At 64.4% G+C, this 23,326-nt stretch carries 30 protein-coding genes; all 30 read right to left on the reverse strand.

Features of this window, described 5'->3' with window-relative positions; all coding sequences use genetic code 11:
• Window positions 1-4: 4 nt before the first annotated feature.
• The 30 genes from VG543_RS16000 to VG543_RS16145 all read right to left on the reverse strand — a co-directional run bounded on the left by VG543_RS16000 (window position 5) and on the right by VG543_RS16145 (window position 23,306).
• Window positions 5-4,594 carry a tape measure protein gene (locus VG543_RS16000; RefSeq protein ID WP_423178817.1) on the reverse strand — a complete coding sequence of 1,530 codons (4,590 nt, stop codon included), beginning with the start codon at window positions 4,592-4,594 and terminating at the stop codon, window positions 5-7.
• Between the two features lie 88 nt (window positions 4,595-4,682).
• Window positions 4,683-5,033, reverse strand: coding sequence for a hypothetical protein (locus tag VG543_RS16005; protein WP_100438262.1), 351 nt, complete (start codon window positions 5,031-5,033; stop codon window positions 4,683-4,685).
• Between the two features lie 74 nt (window positions 5,034-5,107).
• Window positions 5,108-5,851: a hypothetical protein gene (locus tag VG543_RS16010; RefSeq protein WP_180874376.1), complete on the reverse strand. Its 744-nt coding sequence runs from the start codon at window positions 5,849-5,851 to the stop codon at window positions 5,108-5,110.
• A gap of 22 nt (window positions 5,852-5,873) precedes the next feature.
• Window positions 5,874-7,841 (reverse strand): hypothetical protein, encoded by a 1,968-nt coding sequence (locus tag VG543_RS16015; RefSeq protein WP_423178815.1) that lies wholly within the window; start codon window positions 7,839-7,841, stop codon window positions 5,874-5,876.
• A 2-nt stretch (window positions 7,842-7,843) separates the two neighbouring features.
• Window positions 7,844-8,080, reverse strand: coding sequence for a hypothetical protein (locus tag VG543_RS16020; RefSeq protein WP_232282028.1), 237 nt, complete (start codon window positions 8,078-8,080; stop codon window positions 7,844-7,846).
• 56 nt (window positions 8,081-8,136) lie between these two features.
• Window positions 8,137-8,511 carry a hypothetical protein gene (locus tag VG543_RS16025; RefSeq protein WP_423178814.1) on the reverse strand — a complete coding sequence of 125 codons (375 nt, stop codon included), beginning with the start codon at window positions 8,509-8,511 and terminating at the stop codon, window positions 8,137-8,139.
• A gap of 125 nt (window positions 8,512-8,636) precedes the next feature.
• Window positions 8,637-9,110 (reverse strand): phage tail tube protein, encoded by a 474-nt coding sequence (locus VG543_RS16030; RefSeq protein ID WP_021203809.1) that lies wholly within the window; start codon window positions 9,108-9,110, stop codon window positions 8,637-8,639.
• Between the two features lie 78 nt (window positions 9,111-9,188).
• On the reverse strand, window positions 9,189-9,551 hold the full coding sequence (gp17, locus tag VG543_RS16035; protein WP_134729608.1) for a tail completion protein gp17: 363 nt from the start codon (window positions 9,549-9,551) through the stop codon (window positions 9,189-9,191).
• A complete protein-coding gene (locus VG543_RS16040) occupies window positions 9,548-10,051 on the reverse strand; it encodes an HK97-gp10 family putative phage morphogenesis protein (protein WP_423178813.1) in 504 nt (167 codons plus the stop codon). Before VG543_RS16040 ends, gp17 begins: the two co-directional genes overlap by 4 nt.
• Window positions 10,044-10,376 (reverse strand): phage head closure protein, encoded by a 333-nt coding sequence (locus VG543_RS16045; RefSeq protein WP_049450657.1) that lies wholly within the window; start codon window positions 10,374-10,376, stop codon window positions 10,044-10,046. Before VG543_RS16045 ends, VG543_RS16040 begins: the two co-directional genes overlap by 8 nt.
• The gene (locus VG543_RS16050; RefSeq protein ID WP_049450655.1) at window positions 10,373-10,795 is read right to left on the reverse strand and encodes a head-tail connector protein; all 423 of its coding nucleotides are present in this window, start codon (window positions 10,793-10,795) and stop codon (window positions 10,373-10,375) included. Before VG543_RS16050 ends, VG543_RS16045 begins: the two co-directional genes overlap by 4 nt.
• Before the next feature lie 3 nt (window positions 10,796-10,798).
• Window positions 10,799-11,203, reverse strand: coding sequence for a hypothetical protein (locus VG543_RS16055; RefSeq protein WP_329761836.1), 405 nt, complete (start codon window positions 11,201-11,203; stop codon window positions 10,799-10,801).
• 57 nt (window positions 11,204-11,260) lie between these two features.
• The gene (locus VG543_RS16060; protein WP_423178812.1) at window positions 11,261-12,505 is read right to left on the reverse strand and encodes a phage major capsid protein; all 1,245 of its coding nucleotides are present in this window, start codon (window positions 12,503-12,505) and stop codon (window positions 11,261-11,263) included.
• A gap of 68 nt (window positions 12,506-12,573) precedes the next feature.
• A complete protein-coding gene (locus VG543_RS16065) occupies window positions 12,574-13,311 on the reverse strand; it encodes a head maturation protease, ClpP-related (protein WP_423178811.1) in 738 nt (245 codons plus the stop codon).
• Window positions 13,298-14,602 (reverse strand): phage portal protein, encoded by a 1,305-nt coding sequence (locus VG543_RS16070; RefSeq protein WP_423178810.1) that lies wholly within the window; start codon window positions 14,600-14,602, stop codon window positions 13,298-13,300. The genes VG543_RS16065 and VG543_RS16070 overlap by 14 nt, the downstream gene beginning before the upstream one ends.
• On the reverse strand, window positions 14,602-16,272 hold the full coding sequence (locus VG543_RS16075; protein ID WP_049431057.1) for a terminase large subunit: 1,671 nt from the start codon (window positions 16,270-16,272) through the stop codon (window positions 14,602-14,604). Before VG543_RS16075 ends, VG543_RS16070 begins: the two co-directional genes overlap by 1 nt.
• Before the next feature lie 3 nt (window positions 16,273-16,275).
• Window positions 16,276-16,656, reverse strand: a complete 381-nt coding sequence (locus tag VG543_RS16080) for a hypothetical protein (RefSeq protein ID WP_065179332.1) — start codon at window positions 16,654-16,656, stop codon at window positions 16,276-16,278.
• Window positions 16,657-16,809: 153 nt separating this feature from the next.
• Window positions 16,810-17,133, reverse strand: coding sequence for an HNH endonuclease signature motif containing protein (locus VG543_RS16085; protein ID WP_423178809.1), 324 nt, complete (start codon window positions 17,131-17,133; stop codon window positions 16,810-16,812).
• Window positions 17,133-17,423, reverse strand: coding sequence for a hypothetical protein (locus VG543_RS16090; RefSeq protein ID WP_188250154.1), 291 nt, complete (start codon window positions 17,421-17,423; stop codon window positions 17,133-17,135). The genes VG543_RS16085 and VG543_RS16090 overlap by 1 nt, the downstream gene beginning before the upstream one ends.
• A gap of 162 nt (window positions 17,424-17,585) precedes the next feature.
• Window positions 17,586-17,918 (reverse strand): DUF1064 domain-containing protein, encoded by a 333-nt coding sequence (locus tag VG543_RS16095; protein WP_423178808.1) that lies wholly within the window; start codon window positions 17,916-17,918, stop codon window positions 17,586-17,588.
• A 26-nt stretch (window positions 17,919-17,944) separates the two neighbouring features.
• Complete coding sequence (locus tag VG543_RS16100) at window positions 17,945-18,457, reverse strand: Rha family transcriptional regulator (protein WP_088470382.1); 513 nt, start codon at window positions 18,455-18,457, stop codon at window positions 17,945-17,947.
• Window positions 18,458-18,676: 219 nt separating this feature from the next.
• Window positions 18,677-18,982, reverse strand: a complete 306-nt coding sequence (gene lysC, locus VG543_RS16105) for an Rz1-like lysis system protein LysC (RefSeq protein ID WP_088470383.1) — start codon at window positions 18,980-18,982, stop codon at window positions 18,677-18,679.
• Entirely contained in the window at window positions 18,931-19,359 is a 429-nt protein-coding gene (locus VG543_RS16110; RefSeq protein ID WP_423178807.1) for a hypothetical protein, read from the reverse strand. Before VG543_RS16110 ends, lysC begins: the two co-directional genes overlap by 52 nt.
• Before the next feature lie 316 nt (window positions 19,360-19,675).
• A complete protein-coding gene (locus VG543_RS16115) occupies window positions 19,676-19,816 on the reverse strand; it encodes a hypothetical protein (protein ID WP_423178806.1) in 141 nt (46 codons plus the stop codon).
• Window positions 19,813-20,127 carry a hypothetical protein gene (locus VG543_RS16120; protein WP_423178805.1) on the reverse strand — a complete coding sequence of 105 codons (315 nt, stop codon included), beginning with the start codon at window positions 20,125-20,127 and terminating at the stop codon, window positions 19,813-19,815. The genes VG543_RS16115 and VG543_RS16120 overlap by 4 nt, the downstream gene beginning before the upstream one ends.
• Window positions 20,124-20,612 (reverse strand): lysozyme, encoded by a 489-nt coding sequence (locus tag VG543_RS16125; protein WP_423178804.1) that lies wholly within the window; start codon window positions 20,610-20,612, stop codon window positions 20,124-20,126. Before VG543_RS16125 ends, VG543_RS16120 begins: the two co-directional genes overlap by 4 nt.
• 67 nt (window positions 20,613-20,679) lie before the next feature.
• Window positions 20,680-21,222 carry a hypothetical protein gene (locus VG543_RS16130; protein ID WP_262231565.1) on the reverse strand — a complete coding sequence of 181 codons (543 nt, stop codon included), beginning with the start codon at window positions 21,220-21,222 and terminating at the stop codon, window positions 20,680-20,682.
• A gap of 2 nt (window positions 21,223-21,224) precedes the next feature.
• A complete protein-coding gene (locus tag VG543_RS16135; protein WP_262231566.1) occupies window positions 21,225-22,166 on the reverse strand; it encodes a hypothetical protein in 942 nt (313 codons plus the stop codon).
• A gap of 199 nt (window positions 22,167-22,365) precedes the next feature.
• Window positions 22,366-22,764: a hypothetical protein gene (locus VG543_RS16140; RefSeq protein ID WP_100438245.1), complete on the reverse strand. Its 399-nt coding sequence runs from the start codon at window positions 22,762-22,764 to the stop codon at window positions 22,366-22,368.
• Window positions 22,761-23,306: a hypothetical protein gene (locus tag VG543_RS16145; protein ID WP_100438244.1), complete on the reverse strand. Its 546-nt coding sequence runs from the start codon at window positions 23,304-23,306 to the stop codon at window positions 22,761-22,763. The genes VG543_RS16140 and VG543_RS16145 overlap by 4 nt, the downstream gene beginning before the upstream one ends.
• Window positions 23,307-23,326 lie beyond the last annotated feature (20 nt).

Consider the following 23,326-nt stretch of genomic DNA (forward strand, 5'->3'; position numbering starts at 1 on the left):
CTGATTACCTCGCGTTGAGTGCTTCGCGCAGCGCTGAACTGCTGGCGTTGCGTACGCCCTGGGTAGTGGTAGACACGAGCTGGCGTAGCAGCTGGTTCTGTTCGGCGAGCAGAGCGTTGCTCTGCTGTATGGCGGCGGTGGTCTGCGTCTGAGCTTCGTTGTTCACGACCAGGTCGAACACGGCCCGGCTGAAGTTGTCCGGCAACGCCTCGATGGCGTCGGCCAGCGCACCCATGCTGGTTCCGTCAGGCTGATTGAGATCTCCGACCTTCATGCCATCGATGAGGCCGGTGACCCGGCCATACAGGCTGTTGTAGTCCTGCCCGCTGGCGTACAGGTTCCGTCCGAAGCCCAGTGCGGCCTGAGCGGCCGCCTGCGCGGCGCTGGTGTCGCCACCGGACACCGCCCGCTCAAGCTCCTTCATCGCTTCGCCCAGCTTCTCCTGGTCCGTCAGCGGCGACAGGTCACTGATCGACAGGCCGTACTGCATGGCCTTCTTGTCCTTGTCGATCTGCGCCTGCAGCTTGCCCATGTTGGTGGCACGCAGCGCCTCGATCTTGGCCAGGTCCTCCGCCCGAGCGCCAGACAAGCCGAGCGCCTTGGCGTAGTCGTTGGCCGACTTCACCTGCTGCCGATACGTGCGCTCGATCGACAGTGCCTGCGACTGGTACTGCGTCAGGTTGGCCGTCATCAGCTGAGTGCTCACGTCGGCCATGAGGCTGGCGTAGTTCCCGAGCAGCCCGGTCACCTTCTGCACCTGGGTGGCCAGGTCCGTGCCGGCGACGGCGGCTAGATCCTGGAAGTAGTCGACTGCCTTGTTGACCTTGTCGACCTCCAGGCCATTGAGCGCCCGGCCCAACTCATCGGCGTTGCCAACGGCCAGCGCGATCGACGCACTGAGCGCGGTGAAGACGTCCGCCGATTCGAAGTAGCCGTCGAGCTGGCCACCGAACCCCGCCGCCTTGACCGCCTCGGTGTACAACCGATTGGTCATGTCGCTGAGGTATGCCTCCAGCTGCGCCTTGGCCTCAGTGGAGTCGGCCGACAACTGGAGCTTCCCCAGGTCCACCTTCACGCTGCCGAGCTTCTGGGTCAGATCCACACCCAGCTGCTTGGCCAGATCGGTTGCAGCGCCCCGGACCTGGCGCGCGGCCATATCGAACGTGCGATCGATGCCGGGGTCCAGCGCGCCGAACTGCGTCCACTTCTTGTCGCTGCGGAACAGACCGCCCTTGGCCTTGATATCGGCATAGCTCTGGCCATCGAATCCGCCGAAGCCATAGCTACCCGTGATGCCCTGCCCGGTGACCTTGGGAGCCTGCCGACCGAACAGCTTCGCGTGGATGCTGGAGCCGGACAGGATCGACGCGACTTTGTCGTTGAAGCCCAAGGCGCGGAACCCCTTGTCGGCCAAGCCGACAGCCCCGGCGGTGGCGATTTTGCCGGCCCAGCTCTCACCATTGGCGATGTTCCAGCCCTGGTCGAACAACTGGGCGTTCTTCATCATGCCGGCGACAATCCAGCCGATGATGGGGACCGCCGCCGCTGCCGAGCCAGCAGCGCCTGCACCCGCCGCACCTGCGCCGGCTCCTGCACTGCCACCCCCGATCAACCCGGAGAAGCTGGAACCGGTCATCCCGGCCATGCTGGTCACGTCGCCGAAGCCTGTCAGGGTTCCGGCTGCGGCCCCGGCGGAACGGCCGAACCCGAACAGTCCCTGGCCCTTGGAAAGCAGCCCGGCCACCGTGCTCACGTTCTGGCCGCCGGCCGCAGAGCCATTGCCGCCGAACAACCCCATCAGACTCTGCAGGTTCAAGCCACCGCCCTGCCCGTTCATCCCGTTGAGGATCTGCGTCTGGATCGGGATCACGATCTTCTGCTGCAGGAACTCACGCGCCAGGTCACGCAGCCCGCGCTTGGCGGCATCCTTCAGGTCGTCCCACAGGTTGTCGAAGTCCCGCATGCCGCCGGCAACGAAGTCGGCCATGGCGTCGGCGGCATCGCCCACGCCGTTGATAACCACGCCGGCCCACGCCTCAACGTTGGCAGCAGCCTCCTCCGCACGCAGCGACAGATCGGCCGATGCCCGGGCGGCGCCAAGCATGGACTGCTCGTACTGCTCGTAGCTCGCCGCCCCCTTGGACAGCGCCAGCGCCTCCTTGCCGCCAGCGGCCTCCACCGCCTTTTGCAGCTCCTGCCGCATGTCGCGCTCGTTCATCATCTCGCGCCGCGACAGCTCACGCGCACGGCCGACCTTGCCCAGCATGGCGACCTCGGCATCCATCGTCGCAAGGAGCGCCTCGGGGCTGGCTAGGGCCTTCTTGATCTCCGCGCTGGACTGCTCCAACGCCTTCTGCGACTCCAGGATCAGCGTGTTGTACGCGGCCCGCTCGATGCGCCCTTCCTTCAGCGCCTCCTTCAGCTTGTCCTCGAGCTGCTTCTGTCGCTCGGTGGCCTCGGCCAGTGGCCCGGCCATCGTTGCCGCGGCCATTGCAGCCTGCTCGTTGTAGCGCTTGATCGCTTCCGCGTCTGCCTTGCGATCCTTGGCGCCTGCGCGCTCAGCGGCTGCCGACGCCTTGCGCGACTCCGTGAAGTTCTTCTGCGCAGCGGCCAGCTCCGTCTGGAGCCGGATGTACTGTGCGCCCTGCTCGATGTACTGCTTGACCTTGGGGTCATCCCGCTTGGAGAAGTCGACGCCGCTGGCTTGGGCCTCCTTGAACCAGTCATTCACGTCCAGCTTTGCGACTTCGGCCGCACTCTTGCCGACGCGCGCGAGCTGACCCGGCAGCGACTGCATTGCCGATGCGATGCGCTTGCCTGCGGCGCCTGCCGAGTCGCCCAATACGTTGAAGGAGCCAGACAGGGCATCCGTCGCGCTCTTGGCCTGGGTGGTGGCGGCATTCAACGATTCAAGAACATTGCCCTGACGCTCAGTTTCACGTGCGAGCGTTGCGACGCTTGCGGTCTGTTCCACCATGCGACCGCGGAACCTTTCCGCGCCGGTCGCACCCTCGAGCACTTTGGCATTCGCCTGTTCAAGTCGTGCGCTGAACTCGTCAGCGCTGAGCTTGCCGGCCTTGAGTTCGTCGGCCAGACGCCGGATCGAAGCCGCGTATGCGTCCGAGTAGGAGTTCGTGATACTCCTCTGAGACTCCAGCGCCATGTCACGGATCGTTGCCGTGATCTCCTTGTAACCATCACCGATTTCCTTCTGCAGTCGCAGGATCTCGCCAGCCTGCTGCTGCCGGTTCAACTCCCGAAATTTCTCAATCGCCACATCGGCGGCGCCACCGAAGTCAATCAGCGCAGCTGATGCGGTGTTAGTGTTGTCTCGGAAGAGCAGCCAGCCGGCTGCCGCCGTAGCCAGCATCGTGACGATGCCCGCAGGGCCGCCCAGCACCGACAACGTGGCCGAGCCCGCGCGCGCCAGCCACCCAGCATTCGCCGCAGCGGCCTGAGTCTGAGCTTGCGCGAGCAGCAACGTCGCCTGCCTATGCTCCAGCGTCGCGGCTGCAGCCTTGGCACTTACCGAAACGCTTCCGCCGATCACCTGCATCCGACGCGCTTCGGCCTGAGCATCCAGCATTGCCGCTCGCGTCCGCAGCTCCAGCTGCTGAGCTGCTGCCAGACTCTGCGCAGCAGCCGCACGATCAGCGGCGACCGCGGCGTTTGCCGCCGCCACCCGCGACAGAAGCGCCTTCACCAATGGGCCGGAGGCCACTGCGGCGCTGGCAACGGCGACGGTCTGAAGGTTGCTGCCCAGAAGCCCAATACCAGCCGCAAGGGCTTGGGACGCACCAGTCGCATCATCCGCGCGTCCGATCATCTCCGAAAGATTGGTGTTGAGCAGGGTCAGTGACTGGCCAACGGTCGCGTCCATCTTGCCAAACGCCTCGTCAACCGCACCGGCCTGGCGCTGGAGGGCGCTGATTACCTGGTCAGCGCTCAACTTTCCGGCTTGCCCCAGCTCGCGCAGCTTGCCCATCGGGACGTTCAGCCCCTTGGCAATTTCTTGTGCGAGCGCAGGAGCGCCTTCCAACACTGAATTCAGTTCCTCGCCCCGCAGAGCGCCAGATGCGAACGCCTGCCCCAACTGAATCAGCGCGCCCTCGGCCGCTGCCGCGCTGCTGCCACTGATCACCATCGTTTTGCTGATGGTCTCGACGACTCGCGCAAGACCCGCGCCGGAAAGCCCCAGTGCGTCCTGATTCATTGCGATGCGCTGATACAGCTCGGCGGTCGCACCGAGCGGCTGCCGCGTAGCCTTGGCGATTTGCACAACGTCTTGCTGGGCTGCGACGAACGCCGCTTGGTCTTTGGTGACGAGACGAAGCCGGTTGTTCAGGTTGGTCCACTCATCGGCCTTCCCGATTACGGCTTTCACCGCCGCCAAGGCCGAGGTCATCCCAACAGCTTCGAAGGCCACGCGGCGGAATCCAGCAGACACCTCATCCGCGCCACGACGCGAAGCATCCGACATTGATGCCTGGATTGTCTCCATGTCGCGCTTTACAACACGCGCGGCCTTCCCGCTGTCTCTCTCGAACGAACCCGACTTCAGCAACAGGTCTACGGTAAGGGTGTAAAGGCTCATGCCGTCATCCACAAAAAAAGCCCGCACATGGCGGGCCGAGATGGGTACAAAAAAACCGCCCCATTGGGCGGCTTCTGTTGACGATCGCTCAATCGGAGGACGATCTTCGGATCACTTCGTCGTTGATCACCAGCTCCTTCAGGAAGTGGCCATCCAACGACATGGTGCATCGCGCGGTGGAGTCGACGTTTGCGCCGAAACCGTTCATCAGCGTCAGCCCCTCACCATGCTCCCACTGGACGATGATATGACCGCTGGCGCTGCGGACCGAGGCCGGTTGCGGGATCTTCGCCGAGGATGGGTTCTTTGCCGACTCTTTGACCCATTGCTGGCAATTCTTGCTCGCCTCGCGGTAGGCGCGTTGCTCTGGCGACGTGCCACCACAGGAGGCAAGGAGCATCCCCGAGGCCAGCACGACGGCAGCCGCTGTCAAAGCCATTGGATTTCTCATTGCGATCCCCGTGTCAGTCTTCCACGCCGATTCTCGCACTCTCTTAGGGCCTCAACAAACAGCTACGCCGGAACCTCTTCGAATTCCATGTATCCGGTGAAATACTGCCGGCTGATGTTCTCCGCCGATGGCAGCTGTGTCGGGTAGCCGTAGAGCGCCGACCGCGCCGCCAGCAGCGGGTCGAACGCCTTGCTGACCATGTCCCGGTACTGCGGCACGACGCAAGAGCGCCGGCGTCCCGCGATCGCGGCGGCCACCGTCTCCCAATCGGTTCCGCCCAGCCCACCGCCGCGCACAACCGGCGTGGAGCGGCCCGACAGCGTGCAGGTCAGGCGGCGGTACAGCGCCCCGGGAACCGTATTAACCTGGCCTCCCTTGGTCCGGGCATGAACGCTGGAGTCGATAGTGGCCACGGCCCAGCCGTCCTTGATACCAACGTCCACCGCCCGGAAGATTGCAATCTCGCCCACGTCCACGTTGGTGGCGGTGGTGGCGATCTCCACGGACACCACCGAGACCAAGGCGCTGGCCTGCGGGAACAGCCAGGCGCAGACGCTGCCGTCAGGCAAGCGCACAGTGGACCCAGTCGCGCCGGCAGCACTGACCTGGACGCCCGGCGGAATGTTCAGACCGAGAATCGCGATGATCCCCGGGACGACAGCGTCGGCCAGGGTGATGGTTATCGCCAGCGAGCCGGTTCGCCGGATCCGCGACGCCCTGCCAGGCTTTCCGTCGAAGAGCGCCGAGCCCTGGTCCGCACTCAACCACGTGCCACCGGTGAGGATCACCGTCGCGACTGCCGGCATGCCATATCCAATCAACACGTCATCATCCCCATACCGTCAGCACCACGTCCCCCGTGGCAGGGTTGCGCTCTACACGGCGCACCAGCACCGGCTTGCCGTCGTCGAGACCGTAACGTCCGTAGGTGATCCGGCCGATCTGCCCCGGCAGCGGCGCCAAGTCCTGATCACCACGCACCGCCAACTGGTAGAAGTGGCGCTGCACCCGGTACAGGCCGAGGACGCGATCAATCTCCTGCTGCGCGTCGGCCGCATGCCAGAACAAGGAGATCACCGGGTCAGCCGCCTCTGCCCGCTGGTAGTGGGCGTGCAGCGGACCAGCGCCATAGACCTGCCCCCGGTAGAGGCCGGTCAGCTCATCGCGCCGGGATTGCGGCACGTCGACAACGTCGGTGACCAGGTCCGATGCGCCCAGCGCCTGGCCGTTGGGACGGTAGGCCATGCGTCGAGTCAGGTTCGGAGCGTCATCGGGCACCATGACCAGGTCAGCGGCCAGATCATCCTCCGACAGATCGAAGGCGAACGCGCCGACATAGGTCTCGGGCGCGGTCACGCGGGCGAAGCGCAGCACCCCGGATGGATCCTGGTAGCAGCCGGCGCCGTAGCTGGGTAGGAGCGCATTCAGCGCAGCGCGGCCGGTGATGGCTGTTCCTGCGTAGTAGCCGATGCCCATATACCCCGTGGCTTGGTCGATACTCGCGCAGTCGCTGGCTGACCACGCCGCTCGCCCCAACCTGGCCATCACGTCCCCCACCGCCTGCTCCAACCGCGCCGGCAGCATGCCCGCTCCGATGCTGGAGGCGTCCGCCACCACCGGCGTTACCGGCGGCGACTTCATCAGCAGCTGCTGCCCATCCGGCGCTTGGCTGTAGGTTCCTGCCTCCATCAGGTCGCCGCGGTCCATCACGGCATCCACGTAGACCCGCCCGTCAGCAACGAACATCGAGGTCGCATCCGAGTTGGCGCCCATTGCCGGGACGCTGGCCACTGCCCCGATCACTACCGGCTGCGGCTTCCAGGCCAGCGAAGGGACGTTCGGCAGGAACACGCCCCGGTTGATGGTTTCATCCAGGTAGTCGTGCGCGTCACGCAGGTGCAGCGTCTTGGTGCCGTCGTCGTTGATCTCGATCTGCTCGATCGCGCACCGGAAGGCCGGGACCGCGTCGGCCCGCATCCCGTTTTCGGGCGCCAGCAGGATCTGCACCGAGCTGCCAGAGGCACCAGTGCCCGCCATCCCGTCCAGCAAACCTTCCGCATCGACCACGACGCACTCGGCGGCCGCAGCCTGGGACACCGGGTCACCGCCCCACGGCCAGAACGCCAGCTCTTGGATCAGGTTGACGCCCTCGGCCACCAACCCCTCGTAGCGAACGTTCGCCGGGCTATCGCCGGGCGCAGACAGCCAGTCCACGTCGGCCAGCCGGGTCGGGCTGACGGATGCAGCGGGCAACCGCCAGCCAGCGGCCGCCGCCTCGCTTCGCGGCCCCCACTGCCCTGCGTTGACCGCGAGGCACAGCCCGCCCGCCTTGGTTGCGGCCAGTGACGCGGCGAAGAACAGCGGCCCAGACAGCTGCAGCTCGCGCACCAGGATCTGCGCGCCGTTGAGGTAGAGCCGCAGCTGGCGAGGGTTCGAGAACACGACCTGCAGCCCGACAATATCGCCGTGGGTCACCGCCGGCAGGCCAGTGGCGATCGCTCCTCCAGCCTGCAGCAGGAGCCCGGCGGCGAGGTCCCAGCCGATGCTGGCGAGATCCGCACCCAGCGCCTTGTTCAGCGCTGCCGGGCCCGTGGCGAAGCCTACGAGGACTGCAAGGGCGTCATCGCCCCACACCGCGAACTCCACGCCCGCCGTCCCGGCATCAAGGCCGAAGTCGGAGCGCGCGTGGCCGGCCAACGTGGTGGCGCCGGTGGTGGCCAGGGTAAGCCCGCCATCTCGCGCAGCGAGCAACGGACCAATGGGCGTGGCGGCGAACCGCCCGAAAGTGTCGGTCATGGTCATCCCAGTCCATCGAACCAGTCCTGCGCCTCGTCCTCATCGGACCGTGGCACGAGAGCGTCGAGGTAGTGCTGAAAGGAGCGCTTTGTCCCGCCCTGGCTGTGCGAGGCGGTTATATACGCGGCGAAGGCAGCGGGCTTGATGTACAGGCTCACAGGGTCGATGGGGTTCCGCTTGTGGAACTCCCACCATTCCAGGAACTCCCGGCGCGACATGCTCGCCTGCAGCTCCGCCACCGTGCGATGCAGGTGGCCGGCGAGGACCTTCCAAAACCAGTCATCGCCGCGCTGCCTTAGCCGTTTCCCGCGTCAGCCTGGGCTTGCGCAGCATCCTCGCCGAAGCCGGAATGCTTCATGGCCACGCGCTGCAGCTCAGCGGCAACCAGCGGTTTGAGCTGGGCGGCCTGCTCCACGTTCATGACCGGCTTGCCGTCCTCGTCGCAGATGGTCGCTGCGATCAGCTTGGCGCGGTCGCCTTCACCCCACAGCTTGCGGAACTCCGCATCCGGCAGCTCGCGGACATGGAACTGCGCCTTGGCTCCGTTGGGCAGGGCGATCGTGTCGGCGTGCACGTCCTTGGACGCGAACATGCCCAGGTTGGTGAACGACTGCAGGACGCTCAGGGGCTGCTGCGGCTGGGCTTGGGGGGTGTCGTTGGTCTTGCTCATTGGCCGTTTCCTCGAATGGCGACAGGGCACGCGGGCCGCGCACGGCTAACACGCGGAGGATCCGCGCGCCCTGTCAGAGAGATGGCCCGCCGGAGCGGGCCTGGGTGTGCGCCGTTGGCGCGGCCTTACGGCGTCGGGCGGTGCGTGGTGACGGCGCCGGAGCCGCGGATGGTGATCGTCGCCTTCCAGACGTCGTTGTCCTGGCTGGTCACCGCGAAGTTCTGCACGAAGCCGTCGAACTGCTTGGACAGCACGGTGTCCGGCGGGGTGATCTTGCCGGCAACGGCGGTCGGCTTGGCCACGCCTTCGGTTTCCGACAGCGGCGCAGTCACCAGCCAGTTCACGACGGCACCGGTCTCATGCAGCTCTTCCAGCTTCTCGTGGTCGACGCTGTCGTAGATGATCTCGATGCTGGTGCTGCCGGTCTGCTTGCGACCGGCGACGAACTGGTCCCAGTCGTCGTCGTAGTCGGAGATATCGATCTCCGATGCTTGGCCATCGGGGAAGCCGACCGAACGCAGGCGGGTCACCTTGATGACCTCGGCCGCGCCGATGGCGACGAACAGCTGGGAGTGCTTCGACTTGATTACCTGTCCCATAGGGATTTCCTTGTGTTGCGCCCGTCGCCGGGCATGAAAAAGGCCCCTTGCGGGGCCAGTGGTTTGCCGTTGTGTGGTTCAGCGCAGTTGCAGGAGCCTGGCGTCGAAGGAGATGCCAAAGGCGTCCGTGCCGTCGCTGTCAGGCGTCGGGTTGTAAGACTCGATGCTGCCCACGCGCTCGATCGCGTCGCGGATGGCGACGGCCGCGCCGTTGGCCTGCGTCAGGGCTTTGCCCCACACGGTCAATCGGACTCGCCAGCCGTCGGCCGGCGGCGCATCGGACAGCATCGCGGTGGGCGATCCGCCGACCACCTCCCACGTCGCGTAGGGCAGTGCTGCATCCTGCGGCGCGGCTCCCGGCCACAACCGGATCGGGTCGCCCAGCACATGCCGAACCGCTGCATCACCCTGCAGCAGGGACTGGATCAGTGGAACCATCATCGCCAGCCATCCTTCTTCAGCTGCTTGTCGAGCGCCGCCCAGGTTTCATTGATGATCACCTGCGCCGCCTCCGGCCCCTTGGCCTCGCCTGCCGGCGTGAGGAACGGCTCGGCCCTCATCTTCCTGGTGCCGAATTCCTTGAAGCGCCAGTAATAGGCCCAGCCCGCCTCCTCATAGACCTTCCCAACGCGACCGCGGCGCCGGTTGCGCTTGGTGTTGGCGTACTTGCGGCGGCGACCGGTCTTAACCCCTACCGTGAAGTACTCGCCGTCTCGACCTACACCTGCGCGCTGCCGGCTCTTGGTGTTGGCCCGGCGGGTGACGATCTGCAAGGCCATGAACCCCGATGCTCTCGGGGCCCGGCGGCGAGCATCGTCACGGATGACGTTGCCACCCTTGCGCATACCGGCTTGCACGGCTCGCCCTTGAATCGCCTTGGGTGCCTCCCGCAGTGAACGCAGGAGGCCGTCCAGGCCGTCGATCTTCACCTGCTCAGCCATCGGACACCCCGGCATCGACCATCAGCGTGATATGCCCGCGTGCTGTCGCATCCGGCAGCACCGCACGAATCGCATACATCTGCCCGTCAAACACCACACGCATGGTCGGCACTACCCCGGGCAGGTAAGGGATCTCGATGCGTGCAGTCACCTGTCCATGCTCGGCCGAGGCCGCAGTGAACTCTCGACCCGAGAGCGGAACCACCTCTGCCGGCACGTCAGCCCGCCATCTACGCCACTGCTTCACGTCCCCGCCGAGCGGATCACGCACCGGACCGTAGTCCTGCAGCTCGATGCGATGCCGGTATTTGCCGGCCCGCCTCATGGCAGCACCCGCCGGTAGGGAAACATCAGCCGGTCCAGGGTCGGGTTCTCGGCCAACTGCGAGCCAGCCACCACCGCCTCGCGGTTGGCGTACAGGTCACCCAGCAACAGCAGTACGGCTGCGCGCAACGGCCCCGGAAGCGGGCCAGGTGTCGTCGTGAACTTGACCGGATAGGCGCCCGGCTCGCTGTCGAGCGCGGCCGGCTCAATCGGCAGCGGAGAGCGGCCCTCGCCGACCGGGGTCCACTCATAGGTCGCTGCTGCCAACGCATACCCCGTGGTGCGCTCCACCGACTCACGCGCGGCGGTGATGAAGGCGCCGATCAGCGCGTCGTCGGCATCGTGGATAACTACCAGGTGCGCCTTCGCTTCGCTCAGCGACACGGGTTCCTCTGCCGCCGGGGTCAACGTGCGCAGCATGGGTCATTCCTCCGGCGTGGCCGACTTAATGGCATTGGGGTGGGGGTCGATCAGCCCACCAAGGCGCAGCGCCTCAACGTGTGCCGCGTTGACCTGGATCACCTGGCCAACCTTCCCGAGGTGGTTGTTACTGAGCACCAGCGCCGGCACGGTTTCACCCTCCGGCGGAGCCGGTTCTTCATCCGGTGGCGGCAGGTCGTTGTCCGCCTCCACGGTTTCGGGCCTCTGGCTGTCGTGGCCCTCGTCCGTCTCCGGCTCACTGACGGCGGCTGCCGCGCCAGCGTCGGGGCTTTCGGCGTCCGGCTGCTCGCCCTGGCCAGCCGCTGCGTCCACTACCGCAGCGGGCGCTTCCTGCGCATCGGCCGGACGGCTGGCCGCCTGCGCGGAGGTGTTCTTCTGCTTTGCCATGATCGTCTCCGAGGGACGCCCGCGCTGGAGCGTCCCTCCGTTCGTGGGCCGAGGCGGTTAAGCCGCAGCGCCGTGCTTGAAGGTCTTCACCGCGCCGCCCACGTCAACCAGGTTGCCGCCAGAGCGCATCCAGGCCATGAAGCCGACCTGGCCCTTCTTCACGTAGGCCGAGTCGTTGAAGCGGAACAGGGTCACAGCCATCACGTCGCGGATCTTGTAGTAGCTGAAGTCGCCGAACGCGATCGAGGTGGCGCCCGCGGCCGGAGCCGGAGCGTGCTGGTTGATCTGGATATCGCGGTTCAGCAGACGATCCGGCGCACCGCCCGGATTGCCCTGCTCGTAGCCCGGCACGAAGATCGGCCGGCCCTGGTCGTCCTTCACCTTGCGGATCAGCTTCAGCATGTCGTCGTGGAACATCCACTTGGCCAGCTGGCGATACGCCGGATCGACGCTGTGCTCCAGGTCGACCAGGTCGTCGTAGGTGACGATCGGCAGCGCCGAGACAGCGCCGATCTTGCCCACCGTCGCGGCAGTAAAGGCGCCCATCGGCTGCCCAACGCCGGTGCCGACGGAGTAGTGGCGGTTGGTGACGCGGCCCAGGCGGGTCTGCAGGCGCTTCTCGATGAAGCCGGCGATATCGGCCGTGCTGTCCTGCAGCAGCTCCCACGGCACGGTCACCACCTTGGAGCTGTACTTGTACACCTGCAGGCCCTTGGTGCCGAAGGCCACGTCCTGGTCGTTCGCCGACTGGTTTTCAGCGACCAGTTCGCCCTCTTCGGAGGTGCCATCGCTGGTCGGGTACTGCATCGGCTCGCCGCCGGCAGTGCTGAACACATCAGCCACCTGGCGCATGCCGCCGAATGCCTTCAGGGCATCCAGGATCTTCTCGGCCAGCGTAGTCGGAACGGTGTAGCCACCCTGCTCCGGATTGACGGCCGGATTGCCCGACATGGCCGCGTTGACCTGCTTCCAGTCCTCGGCGCTCAGGGCGCTGTCACCGCCACGCGCCCAGCGGTCGAACAGGCGCTCCTCGTTGGAGAGGTCACGGCCGCAGCGGTTGGCAGTGTCGTGCTCACGCACGCCCTGTTCGCGCAGCGCCTCGTCGGCCGTCAGGTCCATGACCTTCTGATGACGCTCGATCGCCGCGTCGATGCGCTCGATCTCGGCGATGTTGTTGTCGTACTTGGCCTGGTTCTCAGGCGTCCACTTGTTGCCGTCACCGGTGCTGGTGTCGAGCAGGTTGCGGGTTTCCTTTGCCAGCGCGGTGCGGCGCTCCCGCTCGGCCTGAATGTTGAAGGGCATTGGTGATTTCCTCGTGTCGAAAAAAAACCGCCTTTCGGCGGTCGGGATGAACTGCGGGCGGGAGTCGCTTACGCAGCGGAGCGTTCCAGCAGCGCCAGACGGCGCGACAGGTTGGCCTTGTGGGCGGCGGCGGCGGCGCCGTCGTCGGGTTCGGGGGTACGGTTGGCCAGTGCGGCAGGTGCGTTGTCGTAGGCGGACAGATCCCAGGTGTTGGATGCCTTCTTCTTGCCGACGACCTCCACCACGCGATCAGCGAAACCGTGTTCCTTCGCTTCGTCGGCCGTGAACCAGGTCTCTTCGTCCATCCACTGGACAATCTGCGCTTCATCCTTGCCAGTGCGACGGGTGTAGTCCCCGGCCAGCCCGGTATCGATCTTGGCCAGCAGCTCACCGGTCTTGGTCATATCGGCCTTGTTGCCGATAGCGACCGTCCAGGCGTTGTGGATCATGAAACCGGCGCCCTGGCTGATCTCAACCTCATCGCAGGCCATGCAGATGCCGGTGGCAGCCGAGGCCGCCAGTCCATCCACGTGGGCGATCACGGTCGCCTTGTGCTGTGCGATGGCCGTCATCATCGATCGGGCCGCAAACACGTCACCGCCGGGCGAATCGATGCGCAGATGGATCACGTCCGCGTCGATGCCGGCCATAGCCTGGGCAAACATCGTCTCGTCAATGTCGCCCCACCACCCGCCGATGACGCCGTGCAGGTAGATCGTGGCCTCCTTGCCTTCGGTCTCCACCCGGATGGGCTTGGACTGGCCGGCGTTGTTCTTGGCCAGCTGCAGCAACTTAGGAATCGGCATCTTCAGGGTTCCTTTCAGGGTCGTCGCTGTCCGGCTTCGCCGGTGGCGCGGGGTCTTTCGGTTGGTAGAGCTTGTCGCCCCCCTCGATGGGAGGCAGGTTCTTGAGGCGGCGGACTTCGTTGACGACCATCCAGCCTTGGGTGCCAGGGCCACCCAACGCCTTGCTGAAGTACTCGGCCTGCGTCTTCGAGTCGCCGGCCATGAACATGTCCACGTTGTGCTCAACGAAGTAGCGCGGCGTGCGGAACAGCTTGCGGTTCAACTCGTCCTTGATCCGCTTCAGGTGCGGGCCCAGCGTGTACTTCACGAAGCCGATGCCCATGCTCTCGATGCCACTGCCCCAGCTGGTCGACTTGGTGGTTTCACCGATCATGTGGGGCGGCACACCGAAGGCGCGGGCTACGTCGATCACCTGCCACTGACGCGACTCCAGCAGCTGCTGGTCGACCGCTGACATGGTCAGTTCGTGAACCTCCAGCCCCTCGGTCAGAACCAGCGGAATGCGACGGTTACCCTGCACCCCGCCGTACTTCTTGACCCAGGCATCGCGGAAATCGTCCTGCTGCTCCTTGGTCATCTTGTTGGGCGTTCGGATGGCCACTTCGGGCTTGCCGCCCTCGCTGAAGAACTTGCCGGCGTGCTCGTCACCTTGGATGGCGATGCCGATGCCGTTCCGAGCGCCCCACTGGATCACCGACATGCCGTGCACGCCGTTGAAACCGAAGCCGGGGAAATGGAGCACGTCGTCCTGGTCGACGGTGAAGTACCCGTCCGCATCGTGGAACGTGTACTGCAGGCGTGTCGGCTCCCGTGGGCTGGTTTTCTCCTGCTTGAGGATCATCACCCTGTCGCGTGGCCAGGGGATCAACCCGGTCGCCACCCCGGCACGGTTGCGCGTCACGTACACCACGCCATCACCGCGCAGCAGCATCTGGCCGACGATGAACTCCCAGCCGGTGGCGCTCGACCAGCCGGAGGAGAACTGCTCGTTCAGCAGCCACCAGTAGTCATGCTCCGCCCGCTTGCGATGGCCGTCCACCCGCTCGAACACAGGCAGCGGCAGCTGGGCGATCGCGCCGGCCAGCAGCGAAACGGCAGCGAACACCGCCGAAACCCGCATCGCCGATTCCGGGCTGACCACGGCTCCGGAGGCCGTCGTCGGGTTCCCGAATACCTCGAACATGCCCATGCCGGAGGACTGGATCACCTCGCCGTCGACCAGGTTGCTGATCGTCGGCTCGATACGGTCGCGGGCATCGGCCCGCCGGTTCTTCTCGAATAGTCCGAACATCAGTCGATCACCACGAAGCCTTGTTGGGTTGTGCCGGTGTCCCGCGCCTGCATGGCGCGGCCCATGGCCATGATTAGCGCCACCGCGCCGTCGATCTTGCTTTCCATCTTTTCCTTGCGGGGATAGACGTGTTCCTTGGCATCCACGCGCGCCACTACGTTGCCCATCATCCAGGTCATGGCCGCGTTGCCGTCGTGCCACAGGCGCCGCGACAGGATGAGCGCCTCCACTTCTTTCATGGGCTCGGAGAGATTGCGCACCGACTGCGCCATCTCTACGGTCGGCAGCCCTTCCTGTTCAAGGCGCGTCATCAGGTACGCCGCTTGCGCCGGGTCAAAGGCAATGTCCCGCACGTCGACGCCCTGTGCCGCAAGCTCTTTCAGCTCCTCTTCGATGAACGCGTAGTCCGTCATGTTCCCGGGCGTGGACACGATCAGCTCGTCCAGCAGGAACTGCTGGTACTTCTCGTTTTCCTCCACGGCCGACTCCGGCACGTAGAACCGGGGAATGACGTAGTAGCTATCGCCCTTCTCGAACAGCAGCACCACGGCAGCCACGTCCAGCTTGGATGCCAGATCGACGCCCACCCAGCACGGACAGCCCGCAAAGTCCGACACCTCAAACCGTCGTTTCTGCCGCTGCCAAGCCAGCATGTTCATCCATGCCAGCTTGGCGCCGACCCAGTCATTCAGGTGCTTGGTACGGAACGCGCTTTGCTTGCTGGCCGACCGCTTTGCCTTGGCGAGCTGGTCGAGCAGGAACTGCTCGAACACGGAAACGCCATAGTTCGGGTTGGCCTTGCGCAGGCTCGCTGGATCATCCCAGCGGTCGCCCTCGTCTATGCAGTAAATCGCCGCGAAAACCGTCTCGTCGGTCACCTCACCGCGCAGGATGCGGATGGCATCGCCCCGCATCTCGAAGCATGGGCCCGACAGGTTCGTGCCTGCCGTGGTGATGATCGACAGCAGGGGTTGCTCGCGCGCGCCCATGCCGGTTTCCATGGCGTCGACCATGTGGTCATCGTCATGTTCGTGGTACTCGTCCACCAGCGCCGCGTGCGGGCTGGAACCGTCACCGGGCTTGCCGATCATGGTCTCGAACTTGGACATGTCCTCCATGACGAACAGCGGCCCCGGGTTCTTCGGGTTGCCCGCCTGTTCGATACCGAAGCGGGCGCGCAGCGCCGGCAGTTTCTGGACCATCTGCCAGGCCGGGCGGAACACCTCGTATGCCTGTTTCTCGCTCGTTGCGCCCGAGTAGACCTCCGCGCCCGCCTCGCCGTCAGCGCAGAACAGGTACAGGCCACGGGCAGCCAGTCGCAAGGACTTGCCGTTCTTGCGCGGGATCTCCTCATATGCACGACGGAAGCGCCGGTGACCGGTCTTCTTGTGGACCCAGCCGAACAGATTGCACTCGATGAAGTGCTGCCAGGGCTCCAGCACCAGCAGGCGCTTCTGTGCCGCCCACTTTCCTTTCGTGTGCGGCATCTTCTCCATGAACCGCACCGCGCGGTCCGCCTTCTCGGCGTCGTACTTGTAGGGCCAGTCGGCTCCCTTGCGCTTCAGGTCATCCAGGAACCGCTGGCACGCCAGACGGATGAACTCGCCGGCCGGGATCTTTCCTGACGTGACGCCCTTGGCGTATGCCTTGGCTGATTCGCTCGGCGTCATGGATCAGAACTCGTCGAATGGGTTGCCCTCCGGGGTCTTTTCGGTCCCCAGCTTCTGACGGTCAGCCGGGGTCAGGCCCAGGCGCGCCAGGCAGCCGATCAGGTGGGAGTACTTGGCCGCAACGAACTCGCCGCGGTTGGCACGGAACTCGGAAAGTAGCGATGACGCCACCTCCATGATGAAACGGTCGGCGCTGGTCAGGACGCCAGGCAGGGCGCACTTCTCCAGCTCCTTCCAGACCACTGCGACCTCGGTCGGAAGGTGTGCCGGTGCCTTGCCCAACGGAGCATTCGCCTTGGGCGCTTCCTTCTTGTAGCGCTGCGGATCCTTCTTGGTCGCGCCCTTCAGCTCGGCCAGTTCCCTCGGCTGTCGATGGCGAGCCATCGGACCTCCCATTTCTCAAATTCAAATTCTGCGGACGCGAGAAGAAAGGGGGGCGCGCGTATCGGGAGAGGAAGGCCCTCAACTTTGACCCTCCCCCCTCCCTTTCCGTTCAGCTTTCGGTGGATAACTCACTGGTCGCTCACCTCCGCGATGCTAGTGCGTGTCCCTGCCGAACCCGCCGTTTTCCCGCGCCGTCTTCGCGCTATGGCACGGCCGGCACAGTGGCTGCAGGTTGCTGTCGGCGTTGTTGGCGTCGTCCCCGTCAATGTGGTCGACCTCAGTGGCCGCCCGCACCCTGCCCTGCTCAGCACAGCACCTGCACAGGGGCTCACGGGCCAGCACCACCGCACGAATCCGGCGCCACAGCGAGCAGTTGGTGGGCAGCGCGCGGCGCGCCTGCCTCTTGCGGACCTGGGCGCTGGTCTCCTTGTAGGGGCGCCAGCCGGCAGCACGATGCTGCGGTGGCCTGGTGGGCATCAGTAGGGGTTCCCGTCCAGGTCGACGCGCGCAGGCTCGGCCCCTTCGTCCTGCACAGGTGCACCAGCCTCCTCGCCCAGCAGCTGGGCCACGGCCTGCACCAGCAGGCCCACATGCATGGCCAGCTCGGCGATCTGCTTGCCCTGCTGCTCGATGATCCCGACCAGTCGGTCGATGCGACTGTCGGTGCTTCCGTCAATGCGCGAGACCAAGGCGGCAATAGCAGCAGCGCGCGCAGCCCGCTCGGCATCCAGGTCAGCCGCCAGCGATTCAATCCGTGCAGCGTTCATCAGCAATCCTCGTTGTTTGCAGCACCAGGCCACGGCGTATCCACCGGTCGACCCGGCCCCAGTCCGGCTCCATCCCCGTTGCCCGGGCGAACCACATCACTGCGGCGAGGTAGCAGCGCAGCCACCACCGCATGCGTATCGACGCGCGCAATGTCGCAGTCATCAGAACTCCTCCACTGCCCAGCCACCGCCGTCCCGCTTGGGCCTGGCCTTCACCGCAATGAAGCGGAACGGGTACATGGCCGCTGCGATCTTGATCTTGGCCCGTGCATCGTCCTGCCAGTGCCCCTTGACCTCGTGGCACTCCATGACGCCATCGGCTGCCAGGACGGCGAAGTCCGGCGTGTAGAACGTGTTGTCCGCCAGCCGCAGCTTCAGTCCCTCGAACCGGTGCCACTGAATCTCGCCGGCAGCCTGCAGCGCGCGAAGCCGTTCGGCATACGCGGCCTCGGTCTTGTTCATCTCGCCGGCCTTGAGTCGGCCCAGCGCCAGCATGCGATTAGCGCTACCTGCCCGAGCCATCACCCACCACCAAACGTCAGGCTGAGCTGCGGGTCGAGCTGCTGCAGGCGCTGCAGGTGCTCAACCTTGCGGCGCTTCCACCGGTTCATGTCCTTGGCGCAGTTGGAGACGTGCTCTCGCTCCTGCCGGTACTCGATGTAGGCGACGTTCCAACGCTCCATGGCGCCCGATGCCTGTGTCCGGATGAACTCGGCCATGCGGTTGAAGGCACGGATGAATGCCCAGCGAACCTCCGCCGCCTTCTTGCCGGTAAAGGCCAATGCCACGGCCATGAAGCCGTCCTTCGTCATCAGGTAGTACCGCTGTGGCTTCCCGTTCTGTAAGTGATTGATTTCACGGCAAACCTCAAAATTGAGTTTTGCTGATTCGTCAGGCGCTTCCTCGACAGCCTTGTGGATCGTGCGCAGCACGTTGTCGTGCCGCTTCCCGAAGTACTTCGCAATACGCCTGCTGTCGGTCATTGGCTGCCCGCCGGCCAGCATCACCATGTCTTGAATGGAGTCGATGTTCATTGCCTGCTCCTTCTGAATCTGCCTGAAAAGAAAGCGCGGCCAGCCTGTCGGGCAGGACAACAGACGTTCGGTAGCGAACCTAGGCCGCGCTGCAAACGTTGAGGCCCCGCCGGATCGCGTCCGGACGGGGCCTCGTTAGGTTTGACTTCCCTGGCTCCAATGTCTTGGTAACCAGTTTCAAAGACTTTCTCTCGCAGATGTGATAGGCGCTGAGCGCGCTCAATCACCCTGCAACTGCCGGATCTCGCCCAGCTGTTTGTTGCACTGCTGCAGGCTCAGAATGTTGGCGTTGTAAGCCGACACCACCTGCTCGACAGTTCGATCCTGTGCCCGTGTGATCGGGCACTGCTGGGTCAACGCAGCGGGCGGCGCGACCGGCTTCTCCACCGTCACGTAGACCACCTTGGGCATATCCGGCTTCCGGGCTTTGCTGCAGCTGCCAAACCCGCACAGCGGCAACACGGCAGCCAGGGTCAAAGCAGCGGTATGTCGGCGCACAGGGCCATCTCCAGTTGGGACCGGCATGCGGGCTTGGTCTTTGCGGCCTGCAACGCACGCTCGGCTGCCGTCGCTCGGCGCTGGCTCTCTGCTGCTGCCGCCTGAGCCCGACGCGCGGCCTCGTCGGCTGCCGCCTTCTGCCGAACCGAAGCATCGATCGATGCCTGTGTCTGCCGGTTCACTTCCTCCAGCAGCAACCCGCAGGCATTGGCCGCACGCAGGTTCTCGGCGGCGTCAGCCTCTGCTGCAGCGCGCGCCTTATCGGCCTTGGTGATGCTGACCTGATCCTTGGCGGCTCGGCGCTCGTCGCCGTGCTGACAGCCGGTCACGAACAAGCCGCTCGCCAGCGCCAGGACCGCCAGTAGTTTCAGCAGGTCGGCATATGGGCGTAATGGGTCCAGCATTGGGCACCTACATGAAGGGTTACCCTCCTTGGGGTACGCTGCGCGTGCTATCGACACAGCCTAAGGAGGGCAACATGGAAGCGGGACTATTGGAAGACATTAGGGCGCTGCTAATAGGCAGACGAGCAACGCAAGTTCGGATCAACTTGAGCCGGGCCGAATCCGAGGCAGACATTGAGGAAGTGGAGGTCGATGGCGAGGTGCATCGGGTTCTTACTCGGGCAGCAGCCTTGCGCTCAACAGTTCGAGAACTAGAGTCCGACAAGGCACTCATTGCTGAATTGCTTCGAGAGTGATTAGGAGGCCAAGGGGCTGTTCAAGGCAGGGAAGTCAACTGCTTGCGCAGCTCCTTGGCACGCGCAACCTTCTCCGCGCGCTCCGCAGCAGCAATCAAAGCTGGGAGTTCAGGCACCAACCATCGGCGCAGCCAGAACCGCGGATTCCATTTGTCGTTCATTCCGAACCTCCTGCCTTGATGGTGTCGCTCTCAGGGTCAAAAGGCGGTGGCTCAATGCCAGCCGCACGCATCAATCCTTCGAGCCGGTAGATGTGGCGGATCAAGCGCAGCTCCCTGGCCTCCATCCGCCCAACCCGTTCACCCAGCCGGGTCACTTCCTCGCGCATCAACTGGATCACGTTGACCTCGGCCCCTTCCCTGGCTGTCTCTACGAACTGCTTTCGCCACCACAGCGCTACACCGCCGGCGCCTACCATCAGGCCGCCAACTGCCGTGCCAATGGCCTGCCAGTCCACGTCGACCCCGATCATGGCGCCACCGTCCCGCCGGCCTTGCGGTACACGGCCAGCAAGTCGGCAAGCTCCTGTTCGTGCTGGCCGTAGCCTGCGCCGGGCAGGCTCGCCCAGATGTTGCTGACCGCCTTGATTGCCTCCGGGATCTTGCCCGCCTGGATCAGCGGCAGCGCGCGACGCTCCCGGATCTGCTGCAGCGCGATAAGGTCCTGGCTCAGCGGCGAGAAATCCTTCAGGCCGAGTGTCTTCTTGTAGGCGTCGAAATAGCGGCGCAGCAGCTGGTAGCGGCCTGCCGCGGTGGACTGGATCTTGAGCCTCGGAAGGTCCACCAGCACGCGCGGATGGTCGGCGTAGCTCTTGAACAACTGCCCGCCAACGATCACGTCATAGCCGCGGTCCTTGGTGGCCTGCTTGCCGTTGTCCGTACCTTCGGACCAAGCCAGCATGTCAAGGAAGGCCACGACGTTCACGCCGCCAGCCTGTTGGGGAGTGATCTGCGCCATGGCGTCTCCGGAAATAAAGAAGCCCCGGGAGACCGGGGCTTTTTCGAAACTTGGGTTTAGTGCACTTCTATGATCGGTGTATCCGATCCGCGAGGTAATGAATGCCAAATAGCGTGATGGAGATCATCTGCCAGAGGACAAACTGGTAAACGAAGTATCCAAGCGCCTTTAGCCAGCGAGCCACCTCCGGGCTGGCCAACTTCACTGCTTCCTGGGGAAGATTGCGGAAGAGCATCGCGACAAGCATCGCCATGCTCAACACGGCCAAGTACCCAAAAAGATAGCCGAGGAGCTTTCGTCTTTTTATCTTCTCCCCGTCCAACGTCATGCGATGAACGTCATTCTCAAGCGACAGAGTGGGGAAAGTGGCAATTGCTGCTAACGCGGCCACATAGAAGCCAACCAAGATCTGCATCACAGCACCAACACCAACAAGGAGGCCGCTACCTCCGCCCAGCGGTACGAGCGAGGGCCAGTTCCACCAAATGGTGGTTACGCCCGCAGCCAGCATGCCGGGCAGAAGCCAATCGATCATGACTTTGCCCCAGCCTTCGGCGCTAATGCGCAGATAGGCAAGCGGTGTGATCAACTGACGTAGCGCTTTCCACATGTCTAGTCGCCTTTTTCCTCAGCGAGTTTGGTTGCCATCTGCTTTGCAAAAGTCGTCACAACCTCAGTGTGATCCCAATTCATCGCTTCGGGCAGCTCAATCTTGCAGGACCTGGATACAAGCTTCTCGAGCTCTTCGCCCGGATCTACCGCATCCTCGGGAACGTCAAGCACAGCTTGCTTATGCTTACCCGTCCCCTCTTCCTTATAGTGAATTCGCACTTGCTCATAGTTTTCGCCGAACGCGATCTGGCGCGCCCGGGCAATGACGGCGGAGACTCGCCCCTCTTCGGGATCTTGCCGGACGTCGAGGCATAGGATCTGCCTACGGCGTACCAACTCCTCTGGCTCGTCCAAGCCTTGGTCTTGCAACTCTTCCTTCACGAGGTCGAAAGACATCAACTCGCCCTTCTCAATCTCCTCGATCAAGCTCCTGCTCAGAAGGCCGTCGAGCGAAACAACAGGGAACCAGTTATGCGTGTCATTGCCTTCCTTAAGTTCCCGCTCGCCAGCCTTGTGCAATGGATGGTTAAGTCGACTGAGAACGACTGACGGACCCAGTCCCGGCGATTCCTCGAGCGCGCAGGGATACACTTGGGTAGTGCCCTGGAGAGTGTAGGAAAGGTCGATGACGAGATGCGCCTCGGTGCGGTATCCCTCTCCATCGTCCTTGGCAAACGTACGCGCTGCTCCCGTCTGCATGTTTTCGTAGCTGGCATCGATATATCCAGCGTCAGCCATGACAAAGAGAACAGCCGCGTAGGGCCGGCCATTCTCCTCAAAGAACTCACAGTGCTTGATGCGCACAACCTTCTTTGCACCATCCCTAACAGCTCGCTGATAAAAGCCGTTACCCGCGGCCGTCCTCAGCATTGCGGGCAAATCCCACGCTTCCCGTGTCTTTGCACCGGTTCCGTGCGAGATCTTAATTTCAAGGAAACGCATTACGCGACTGCTACTCGACTTCATTGGCTACCCCTGTGATCTTCCGTGAACGGACAAGGATTGCATAAAACTCAGTCGGCCAGGGCTTGCATCGATGACCAGGCCAGCAACCTGTCACGCAAACGGCCCGCCGAGTGGCGAGCCGTCTGGGCGGGACTCCCCCACCTTGCCTAGAACAGTACCATAACGTTGGCAACGGTCAATACCACCTCGCCCGCTTCTTCCTCTTCGGAGTCGCGCGCAAGAGCCTGAGAGCGTCCTTGCCAAGTTTTTCCCATTGAGGGGCGCCGCCTACCTCCTCCCTGAACGCCTGATCCAGCTCATCACGGAACACCCGCCCCTCTAGGGCATAGTCGAATCGGTAGCCTTCGCCAAGAACATACCGGGCGCCCCATTGCCGGCGAAGCCTTCTGACCAGCAGCTTTGCCCTAGATTCGCTGCCAATCCACGCCCACTGGGCGGCCCCAACCCGCTCCCGACGCCTCAAGCTTCCCTCGGGATCCCGGGTTGCCCCGATTCTGACAATTCCATCCTCACCGCAGGCAACACAAATGTAGACGGCGTTGTTAGCAACGTAGCCCATGCTGTAGCCAGTCATACGCGACGGGCCTCCATAAACGCCATCCCCTTGTCCAGCTCCTTCCGGTACTGCCACTTGGTGAACGTGCCGCCCAGCTTCTTGGCGACGGCTGCGGCCCGCTGCGCCTGGCTACCCCGCCCTGTGAATTCTTCCAGCACCACCAGCGCGCGTACCATGTTCTGCCGGTAGAGGTCGGACAGCGCGCGGTCGATCCATCGATACTCGTCTGGCGAACCAACCATCACGGCGGCGGTGGCTGATCGGGAGACCAGCGTGCGGGTCTCAGTGCATGGGATCGGATCAACCGCCCAGGGCGCGACGGGCAGCACTGCCCCGTTGCGATTCACCCGGCCGGCGCCGGCCCCCAGCAGCATGCGCCGGTCGTGTCCGTCACGGAGCAATGGTGGACGTTCACGCTTCGTGCCCTGAGCGAACTGCTGAGCCCGGGCCAGCGGGTGTTCGTCCCTGCTCGGCGCCTCCTCCGGGGCGAGCGGTGCGCAGAACCGATGTTCCTGGTAATGGCCCCAGTGTTTCAGCTGCTCCTTCAGCGACAGGCTCATTTCCCGCCTCCAGCGCGCGC

The sequence above is a fragment of the Stenotrophomonas sp. CASM101 genome (assembly GCF_049384845.1).
Lineage (GTDB): Bacteria > Pseudomonadota > Gammaproteobacteria > Xanthomonadales > Xanthomonadaceae > Stenotrophomonas > Stenotrophomonas hibiscicola.